Source organism: Dolichospermum circinale AWQC131C, assembly GCF_000426905.1.
Taxonomy (GTDB): Bacteria; Cyanobacteriota; Cyanobacteriia; order Cyanobacteriales; family Nostocaceae; genus Dolichospermum; species Dolichospermum circinale.
Genome location: NZ_KE384588.1, coordinates 12,172 through 22,160, shown reverse-complemented (window position 1 = coordinate 22,160; position 9,989 = coordinate 12,172). Strand labels below are relative to the sequence as shown.

Sequence of the window (9,989 nt, the reverse complement as noted above, 5' to 3'; positions counted from 1 at the left end):
CTTGCGGGGAGGGGGTTGGGGGTGGGGTTCTTGTACCTCATAACATCGGGAAGTGCTGTAATTTATTTTAGCAAATTGTCTTCGCAATTAATTATTTAGATATTGTCAATTCCAAAGTCTGTTTAAAATCATCCACAGAATTAACTGTTACAGCCAATTTCAACATTTCATCTAAAATAGATAAATTAGAAATCTGAGATAGAGATACTATAATCTCTAAAGAAACCTCACCAAATCGAGTTTGCAAAACAGTTTTGATGCAATTACGAGCTTTTTGTAATGCACCAATTTCCTTACCAATCTCTTTACCGCGTTCTATTGCCATTTCTTCTGTAGGACTGATAAAAGGCATTTTTCTTTCCTCCTCTAAACTGTTGAGTTGATTTAGTAACTTTTGCTGTAATTGACCAGGTAAAGTCATCATTTTGTCAATGATTTTAAAGAGTTTAACAATTTGTTCTTTTGTTAAGCCTCTATCATAAAGTCCGCGAATTAATGTCCATTTCCATTGCTCCCGTTCTGATAAATTACCAGTGGTTGCTTTAGTTTTCAAATGTGCCATTACTATGATAGCAAATGGATTAGCACTAGCTTCTAATTCTTGCCAGCGAGATTCATAGTCCAGTAGTTTAGCAATGGGAAATTTCAGACTAACTTCACACCCTCCAAGGGAATAACCATAAGCATTAGGTCGCCAATTGTTCCTTTCATCACCTAAAACGGCGAGACTAATTACAGGTTTGTGATATAAATCAAAGGAACGGTAATTATAAATATACATCCGTTCACCAAAATATACTTCATATTGACTTTGAATTTCAACATGAATTAATATCCAAACTTCTCGTTTATCCAGTAACCAAACTTGATAAAGTTGGTCAGCAATACGTTTTTCTGTTTCTGATGAAGCTGTAATCTCCTGTAGTTCTTTATCAAGGGACTGAGGGGTTTGTGTCCAATCAATTAATTGATGGATTTCGGGAAAAAAGAAGGTTAAGAAGCTTTCAAAATACTCTGTTAATGCTTCTTTCCAAGATTCATCATAATTAGCAGTTACTTGTTTCATAACAAAGATTCCTGATAGCTAAATTACTCTAATTGCTGTATTTCCTTAGATAAATATTTTAATTCTACACCTTTTGAATAAATTTCTTACCTAATAAACCTTGGGGTCTAACTAATAACATCATAAACAAGATGCCAAAAGCAACAGCATCTTTATAACCAGAATATTCTCCGGGAACTAATGCTTCAATTATCCCGATAACTAAACCTCCCAAAACTGCACCGGGAATACTTCCTAAACCTCCTAAAACAATTACAGCTAAACCCCGTAAACCAAAACCAATTCCAAAATAAGGACCGGCTATACTGACACTAGAAGCGACTAAAGTTCCTGCTAAACCTGCTAAGAAACTGCTGATAAAAAATGTGATAATGATGAATTTATCGGTATTAATTCCTAACAAACTGGCAGTTATTTGATCTTCAGCGATCGCTTGCATAGCTTTACCATATTTAGTATAATTAACAAAATAGGTAATCATGGAAACAACTATCAAGGAAACAACAAAAATTATTAGTTGTACAGTACGAATAGGAATTGGATGTTGGGCGCTACCAAAATTAATGGCTGCTGGTAAATTCCCAAAAGTATCCGCTGGAAAAGTGTAACTTTCTGCACCTAATAAATATTGAATTAAGTTAACAATTACCACGGCTACACCCAAGCTGGAAACCACTGTTAATAATGGGTCAGAACCTTTACGCCGCAATGGTTTAAAGGCAAGACGTTCCATGATGACTCCGATTAATCCAGCGAAGATACTACCTAAAATCAAAGCAATTGTAAAAGGCAATTTTACGGGTAAAGCTGCATTAGCTAACAAACCACTAAAGCCAAAATTCCCGCCCATGAGTGCATAAGTAAAATAAGCACCTAAAGTAAAAATTGCCCCATGGGCTAAATTAATGATGCCTAAAATCGAATAAACTAGGGTATATCCTAAAGCAAAAATAGCGTAAACGCTGCCAATAGATAACCCATTTAACAACTGTTGTAAAATTACTGTAAAATCCATTTCCGACTATTTAATAAATGTGAATTTGCCACTATTACCATCTTTATCCATTTTGATTTGGGCTACATATAAATCTTTTTGTACTACTTCACCGATAGGTGTGAAAGATATTTCCCCTAAAGGTGTATCATACTTTCCTGCTAATATCTGTTTATTCAGTGCAGTTCTTAATTGTGGTAATGGCAATTTATTAATCTTGCTCTGATTATCTAAGGCTTTGAGTGCTTCTACATAAACTTGTAGCGCCGTAAAGGCTTGGGCGCTAAATTGGGGTGGTTCTTTTTTGTATTGATCTAAATAAATTTGCCGAAATTTTTGGTTAATATTATTAGCATGATCTGGACTGTAGGCTTGAGCAATAATTACACCATCGCAAAGTGCTTTACACACTGTCAATATATTAGATGAGTTTAAACCATTGCCACCAATAATTAAACCTTTATAACCGAGTTCTCGCAACTGTCTTACTAAGTTACCACCATCAGCAGCCAAACCAGAAATAATCACTAAATCTGGTTTTAAATTCATCGCATTAGTAATTTGACTTTGAAAATCAGTATCAGTAGTTTGAAATTTTTGGACTGTAACTATTTCTAGTTTTGCGTCTTTAACTGTGTTTTGAAATATTTCTGTTTCTGATTTGTTAAATGCGTCATTTTGGGCATAAAAAACAGCCACTTTTTTAATATTGGGGTTTTGTTTGAGTGCTGCTTTGACTGCATTGGGAGCAACTTTAGCAATAGGTACAGATACACGAGCAATATAATCACCTAATTCGGGAATACCCTTAGCCGTATTTGATGCTGCAATTACTGGAACTTTAGCACGTTCTGCAACGGGGTCAGCACTAAAAGCTTGTTGGGATAAAGTTGGACCAATAATACCCACCACTTTATCTTTGTTGATTAATGTTTGAAAGGCGTTGATTGCCCCTGATTCATCTCCACTAGTATCTTGCACTACTAATTTAATGGGTGTACCATTAACCCCACCTTGGTCATTAAAATACTTTTCGGCTATTTTTACACCTGCTATACCCTCTTGACCTAGTAAGGCTACGTTGCTAGTCTGGGCAAAGGCGATGCCAATAGGGATAGCATTAGATGTAGGGGTGGAGGTATTAGTTGCAGTGTTAGTCCCGGTATTACCGCTGCCGCAAGCTGTTAGTAAAATAGCGCAGGTAGCTAAGAATGTGGTTGTTAGTCCAGGAGTTTTGTTCATGATTCAACTATAGTTATAGTTTTGGGATCATATTTATTTAACCACACAAGAACTGATAATTAGTTACTGTAGTGGGTTTGATTTTTGAAAATATCAGTATCCTGTGGTGCGGGCATACTTAGATAAGCTCAGTACAAGTCCTGCTTGATATAAATTAGCACAGCAAAACTAGTAATTTTACGGTGTTGCATAATGGCGGTATGAATTATGCAACGACCTCAGAAGAATTAACAGGATGTTTTTCAAGTATTGGGCGAATATAGCCTGACTCTAAACATTAGATACTTTATACAAGCATTCTGAATCCTCAATTCTTAACTTTGGCACTAATCTAGAAAACCCATCAAAATTTCGGAATCATCAAAAGTATTTGGGGCTATTGGGCGATTTCCGAATATAGAATAGTTTTGAGCAATTACCAAAGCGCTGGAAGCAATGGGACGAATACCAGACAAATTAATACTATCAACCACTTGGAATGTGTTTGCACCTATGGGACGAATTCCCATGGAGTTGTAGGTATCAACTACCTGTAAAGTCCCTGTGGTAATGGGACGCATTCCAGCTACTATCATTGTTCCTTGAGAACTTTGTTCAGTATTACCACTGTTTTCTTGAGTATTTTCTGTCATTGTCATTTCTCCTTTGTATCTGATGGCACTTATTTAAACTCAATCTTTGTTTGTTAAGTGAATTTTACAATAGATAAGGAAAGAAGTATTTTTTTCCCATATATTAAAAGTCTAACCTTAAATCAGCATATATCACAGATTGCACTTGAGATTGATATATTTTGATCAGATAGAATATAGTCATGATAACGAAGCCTGGAACGGGAATTGCTAAACCTACCAATACTTAGTTAGGGTTTTGATTAAAGTTTGTAACTATTGACAGAGGTGTAATCTACAATGACTTGGGAATTTTGGATTGATAGGGGTGGTACGTTTACTGATATTGTCGCCAAAAGCCCAGACGGTAAGTTACAAATTCATAAGCTATTATCCGAAAATCCCGAACGGTACACCGATGCCGCTATAGAGGGAATTAGGCAAATTTTAGGCATTTCTGATCACGCGGCTATTCCTAGTCAAGAAATCGCAGTTGTTAAAATGGGAACAACAGTAGCCACAAATGCCCTCCTGGAAAAAAAGGGAGATAGAACTGTTTTAATTATCACCAAGGGGTTTGCAGACGCTTTAAGAATTGGGTATCAAAACCGTCCTGATATTTTTGCTCGGCAAATTATTTTACCAGAAATGTTGTATGAGCAGGTGATTGAAGTAGAAGAACGTTACAATGCTCAAGGTGAGATATTAATTAACTTAAATTTAGATAGTGTTCACCCACAACTACAAACAGCTTACAATAATGGCATTCGTTCCTGTGCAATTGTTTTTATGCACGGTTATCGCTACACTAACCATGAAAAACAAGTTGCTAACCTCGCTAAAAACATCGGCTTTACCCAAGTTTCAGTATCTCATGAAGTTACCCCGTTAATGAAGTTAGTTAGTCGGGGTGATACAACGGTAGTAGATGCTTATTTATCCCCGATTTTACGAAGATATGTCAATCAAGTAGCCAGTCAGTTGGGAAAAAATGTCACCCTCCAGTTTATGCAATCTCACGGAGGCTTAACTGACGCGGAAACATTTAAAGGTAAAGATAGCATCTTATCTGGTCCTGCGGGGGGAATTGTCGGGGCGGTGCAAACTAGCCTCCTAGCAGGATTTAATAAAATTATCAGTTTTGATATGGGTGGTACATCTACGGATGTTGCCCATTACAATGGTGAATATGAACGCACATTAGAGGCGGAAGTGGCTGGGGTGAGATTTCGCACACCAATGATGGCTATTCATACAGTTGCAGCGGGTGGTGGCTCAATTTTACATTTCGATGGTTCTCGCTATCGCGTCGGACCAGAATCCGCTGGTGCAAATCCTGGACCGGCTTCCTACTCTAAAGGCGGACCGCTGACAGTGACAGATTGTAATGTGATGGTGGGTAAGTTGCAACCGGCTTTTTTTCCCCAGGTATTTGGTAGAGAAGCAAATTTACCATTAGATGTAGAAATTGTCAAGGGTAAATTTGCGGAATTAAGAGCAGAAATTGGTGATCATCGCCCAGCGGAGGAAGTAGCCACAGGTTTTCTGACCATAGCTGTTGATAAAATGGCCAATGCAATTAAGAAAATCTCGCTTCAACGTGGTTATGATATATCCGAATATACTTTATGTTGTTTTGGTGGTGCCGGTGGACAACACGCTTGTTTAATTGCTGACGCTTTAGGGATGAAACAGGTATTGATTCATCCCTATTCTGGGGTTTTATCTGCTTATGGGATGGGTTTAGCAGATGTTAGAGTCTTAAAGGACAAAGCTATTGAAGCGGTTTTAGAATTAAAATTGTTATCAGATTTAAAAGCAGTATTCGCAGAATTAGCAGCAGCGGGGAAAAAAGAATTAAACCGCCAAAATCCTGGTAATGTAGAGATTATATTGTATAAAAAACTGCATTTGAGATATGAAGGAACAGACGCGCCTTTAGTGGTAGATTTCGCTGATTTACAAGCAATAGAGGATCAATTTGCAGAATTACACCGTCAGCGTTATGGCTTTATTGTCCCGGAAAAGCGGTTAATTGTGGAGGCGGTAACGGTAGAATTAGTATTACATCATCATCGCCAAACTGTCACCGTAATTTCTCGAATAAATGATAATTTACCTGTTGCGGAGACAACCGTACAAATGTTTACGGCTGGAAAATGGTGGAATACTCCAGTTTATCGTCGGGAGAATTTACAACCGGGGGACTGTATTTTAGGTCCTGCAATTATTGTAGAAGCGACAGGTACAAATATTATTGAACCTAACTGGAAAGCGGAATTAACTAATATTCAGAATTTGATATTAAAGCATAATGGAAATGCTCAATCTTTAATGGAAAATCCAAAATCTAAAATCCAAAATCGTCAAGACGCGGTTATGTTGGAAATTTTTAATAATTTGTTTCGAGCGATCGCTGAACAAATGGGTATAACATTACAAAATACCAGTTCCTCTGTCAATATTAAAGAAAGACTTGATTTTTCCTGTGCAATTTTCGATCATCATGGACAATTGGTAGCAAATGCGCCGCATATTCCTGTCCATTTAGGTTCTATGAGTGAAAGTGTTCAAGCTTTGATTTCCACTCATGAAAATAATATTAAACCGGGTGATGTTTTTGCTGCTAATAATCCCTACAATGGGGGAACACACCTTCCAGATATTACAGTTATTACTCCTGTATTTCTCAATGCTAATTTTCCCATTTTTTATGTTGCTTCCCGGGGACATCATGCAGATATTGGGGGAATAACTCCTGGTTCTATGCCACCTTATAGTACAAATATAGCAGAAGAAGGAATTTTATTAGATAATTTTCAACTAGTTAATTCTGGGATTTTCTGTGAACAGGAATTAATTAATTTACTCAGCAGTGAACCTTACCCAGCTAGGAATATTTCTCAAAATATCGCCGATTTAAAAGCGCAAATTGCAGCGAATCAAATCGGTGTTCAAGAACTACTAAAAATGGTAGAACACTATAGTTTGGAAACTGTCCAAGCTTATATGGGTTTTGTTCAAGACAATGGGGAAGAATCTGTTCGTCGAGTCATTGAAGTTTTAAAAAACGGTAGTTTTAGTTATGCTTTAGATGATGGAAGTATGATTAAAGTAGAAATTACCATTGATAAAAACTCCAGAAATGCCAAAATAGACTTTACTGGTACTTCACCACAATTAAATAATAACTTTAATGCACCTTCAGCCGTATGTAAAGCAGCAGTTTTATATGTTTTTCGCACCTTAGTAAATGACGATATTCCTTTAAATGCAGGATGTATGAAACCCTTAGAAGTTATTATTCCTCAAGGTTGTATGTTAAACCCCTCCTATCCCGCTGCGGTAGTTGGGGGAAACGTGGAAACTTCCCAAGCAATTACTGATACTTTATATGGGGCTTTAGGTATGTTAGCAGCTTCCCAAGGAACAATGAATAATTTCACTTTTGGAAATGAAAAATATCAATATTATGAAACTATTTGCGGTGGTTCTGGTGCGGGTGCAAATTTTGATGGAACAGACGCAGTTCATACTCACATGACTAATTCTAGATTAACAGATCCCGAAGTTTTAGAATGGCGTTTTCCTGTGATTTTAGAAAGTTTTGCAATTCGTCAACATAGTGGTGGTCAAGGTCAATATCACGGTGGAAATGGTGTAATTCGGCGGTTACGATTTTTAGAAAATATGACAGCAGGAATTTTAGCAAATCATCGCATTATTCCCCCATTTGGTTTATGTGGTGGAGAAGCAGGTATAGTAGGTAAAAACTATGTAGAAAGAAATAATGGAACTGTGGAGAAATTAGCAAGCAAAGCCGTGGTAGAAATGAATCCTGGAGATATATTTGTGATTGAAACTCCTGGTGGTGGAGGCTACAGCCAGTTGTGATGAGGTGAATTTTCATTGATAACGTAGTAGAATAGGTGACAGATAAGTTGTACGCAAGAGAGGACGGGAAATTGGAAGAACTCAGGACAGTATTAGAATTAGCCACCGAAGAAGAATTACAGGACTTGACAGCAATTCTGTTTAGTCGCAAATTTAACCCCTTAGATTATGTTCACACCCCCGAACCCATTACAGTACAAAGCCAAGACCGTCAAGCTTGGTTAAATGCTATTGAGGACCGTTTTCGTTTTTTAGCGGCCGACGGGATCACGGTATTACGGGGGAAAACTGGTAAAGTAACTTACAGACAAGCTTTGATTCAAGTATGTAAATATCTGAAAATTCACTATGATCAAAATTTAACAACAGTTGATTTAGAAGCAGAAGTATTTTTACATTTGTTAGGAAAGGTTTGGAAACAACTACCAAAAACAGAAAAGCAGCAACTAACTATTAATTTGCAACGTCAGTTAGTAGAATCCAACTTAAAACAACCATTACCATTATCATTACACCATGATCCTTTAGGATTAATATTTAAAGGTGGTAGCGCCTTGGCTGTAACTTCTGTAATTCAACCCTTTGTACTACAAACTATCGCCCGTGAATTTGCTGTTCATTTTGCTACCTATCAAGTAGCTAAACAAGCAGCAATTACAGGTACAGGACTAGCGACTAAACAGTTTCAAAATCATGTAGCTTTACAAATGTCTCGACGGGGTATGACCATGAGCGCAGCCCGTTATAGTGCAGTTCGTAGTGTATTTGCTTTTATTGGTCCAATGATGTGGGCTTGGTTTTTTGCTGATTTAGGTTGGAAAGCGATCGCTACAAACTATGGCAGAATAATTCCTACAGTGTTTACCCTCGCCCAAATTCGTCTTACCCGTACAGAATGCTGGGAAATAGCTTAAAAAAAACCTTTTATCATCCGAATTTCCGCTTACAAACCCCTTGGAATTGGCTGCAATTTGGACTAATATCTTTCCCCCTGAGTCCATTTTTGGGGGGTATTTCTATAGCTGTGGCTTCATTACTAACTTGGCGCAAACAATACCATATCATTCGCCAGTATCCAATTCACCAGGGATTTGCTATTTTGAGTATTTTACTACTCATTAGCACCGGATTTGCCCCAAACAAACTAGATGCTTTTTTAGGTTTATTCAACTTAATACCCTTCTTTTTCTTTTTTGCAGGACTAACTTCCCTCATACAAACACCTACCCAATTAAGACAAATATCCTGGATAATGGTATTCGGTTCTATACCTATTTTAATCATAGGATTTGGGCAATTATTTCTGAATTGGAACTTTAAATTTCAGGTTTTATGGATTGTTTTTGATTGGATAGTTGCACCAGGAGGACTACCACAAGGACGCATGGCTTCTAACTTTATGCACGCTAATACTTTAGCCGCATATTTAGTAACTATTTTCATTTTAGGTTTAGGTTTATGGCTAGAAAACTATCAGAAACTCAAACAAAAAAATCCCCTAATCATCTTTTTAACAATCACAGTATTTGCTAACCTTATCGCCTTGATTTTAACTAATTCTCGCAATGGCTGGTTCATAGCTATTTTTGCTTGTTTAGCCTATGCTTTATATCAAGGTTGGCGATTAATTGTTGGTGTTGTTGTCAGTATTACCAGTTGTTTTTTATTAGCAGCTTTTGCACCTTCACCCATAGCAGAATTTTTACGTAAATTCGTTCCCTATGGAATTTGGGCGCGGTTAAATGATGATATGTTTCCTGATAGACCGATAGCATTAATGAGAAAAACCCAATGGGAATTTGCTTTAAATTTAACCCAAAAACACCCCTTAACTGGTTCAGGTTTACGGAGTTTTAATGAACTGTATAAAACCCAAATGCAAATTGATATAAATCATCCCCATAACCTCTTTTTAATGTTATCAGCAGAAACAGGTCTAATTACCACCTTATTATTTTGTGGGTTACTAATTTGGATATTAATTACAGCTAGTCAACTTTTATGGAACTCCCAAACCATAGAACCAAAAAATCGCCTCATCTTTTTTAGTTATTTAATTACATTTATCGGCTGGATATTATTTAATACCGTTGATATTACCATCTTTGATATTCGGTTAAATACCCTGGCTTGGATATTTCTAGCTGCATTGTGTGGAGTTATGTACCAATATCAATCACAT

The 9,989-nt window shown here is 37.0% G+C and carries 7 protein-coding genes; 3 read left to right on the top strand and 4 right to left on the bottom strand.

Annotated features, from left to right (window positions below; all coding sequences use genetic code 11):
* Window positions 1-91: 91 nt before the first annotated feature.
* From ACIR131C_RS0101280 to ACIR131C_RS0101265, 4 genes are all read right to left on the bottom strand, one after another.
* Window positions 92-1,066 (bottom strand): RpnC/YadD family protein, encoded by a 975-nt coding sequence (locus ACIR131C_RS0101280; protein WP_028088752.1) that lies wholly within the window; start codon window positions 1,064-1,066, stop codon window positions 92-94.
* Window positions 1,067-1,130: 64 nt separating this feature from the next.
* Window positions 1,131-2,081, bottom strand: coding sequence for a branched-chain amino acid ABC transporter permease (locus ACIR131C_RS0101275; protein WP_028088751.1), 951 nt, complete (start codon window positions 2,079-2,081; stop codon window positions 1,131-1,133).
* Between the two features lie 6 nt (window positions 2,082-2,087).
* Complete coding sequence (locus ACIR131C_RS0101270) at window positions 2,088-3,302, bottom strand: ABC transporter substrate-binding protein (protein ID WP_028088750.1); 1,215 nt, start codon at window positions 3,300-3,302, stop codon at window positions 2,088-2,090.
* Between the two features lie 326 nt (window positions 3,303-3,628).
* Window positions 3,629-3,934, bottom strand: a complete 306-nt coding sequence (locus ACIR131C_RS0101265; RefSeq protein WP_028083898.1) for a hypothetical protein — start codon at window positions 3,932-3,934, stop codon at window positions 3,629-3,631.
* 279 nt (window positions 3,935-4,213) lie between these two features.
* Here ACIR131C_RS0101265 and ACIR131C_RS0101260 point away from each other — a divergent pair, with 279 nt between their 5' ends.
* The 3 genes from ACIR131C_RS0101260 to ACIR131C_RS0101250 all read left to right on the top strand — a co-directional run.
* Window positions 4,214-7,807, top strand: a complete 3,594-nt coding sequence (locus ACIR131C_RS0101260; protein WP_028088749.1) for a hydantoinase B/oxoprolinase family protein — start codon at window positions 4,214-4,216, stop codon at window positions 7,805-7,807.
* A gap of 71 nt (window positions 7,808-7,878) precedes the next feature.
* On the top strand, window positions 7,879-8,721 hold the full coding sequence (locus ACIR131C_RS0101255; protein WP_028088748.1) for a YaaW family protein: 843 nt from the start codon (window positions 7,879-7,881) through the stop codon (window positions 8,719-8,721).
* On the top strand, window positions 8,703-9,989 hold a 1,287-nt coding region (locus ACIR131C_RS0101250), incomplete at its 3' end, for an O-antigen ligase family protein (RefSeq protein WP_028088747.1). The genes ACIR131C_RS0101255 and ACIR131C_RS0101250, both read left to right, overlap by 19 nt.

What these genes read in the sequence shown, in the direction of transcription:
- ACIR131C_RS0101280 (WP_028088752.1), bottom strand. Translation starts at nt 1,066, where the DNA reads ATGAAACAAGTAACTGCTAATTATGATGAATCTTGGAAAGAAGCATTA.
- ACIR131C_RS0101275 (WP_028088751.1), bottom strand. Translation starts at nt 2,081, where the DNA reads ATGGATTTTACAGTAATTTTACAACAGTTGTTAAATGGGTTATCTATT.
- ACIR131C_RS0101270 (WP_028088750.1), bottom strand. Translation starts at nt 3,302, where the DNA reads ATGAACAAAACTCCTGGACTAACAACCACATTCTTAGCTACCTGCGCT.
- ACIR131C_RS0101265 (WP_028083898.1), bottom strand. Translation starts at nt 3,934, where the DNA reads ATGACAGAAAATACTCAAGAAAACAGTGGTAATACTGAACAAAGTTCT.
- ACIR131C_RS0101260 (WP_028088749.1), top strand. Translation starts at nt 4,214, where the DNA reads ATGACTTGGGAATTTTGGATTGATAGGGGTGGTACGTTTACTGATATT.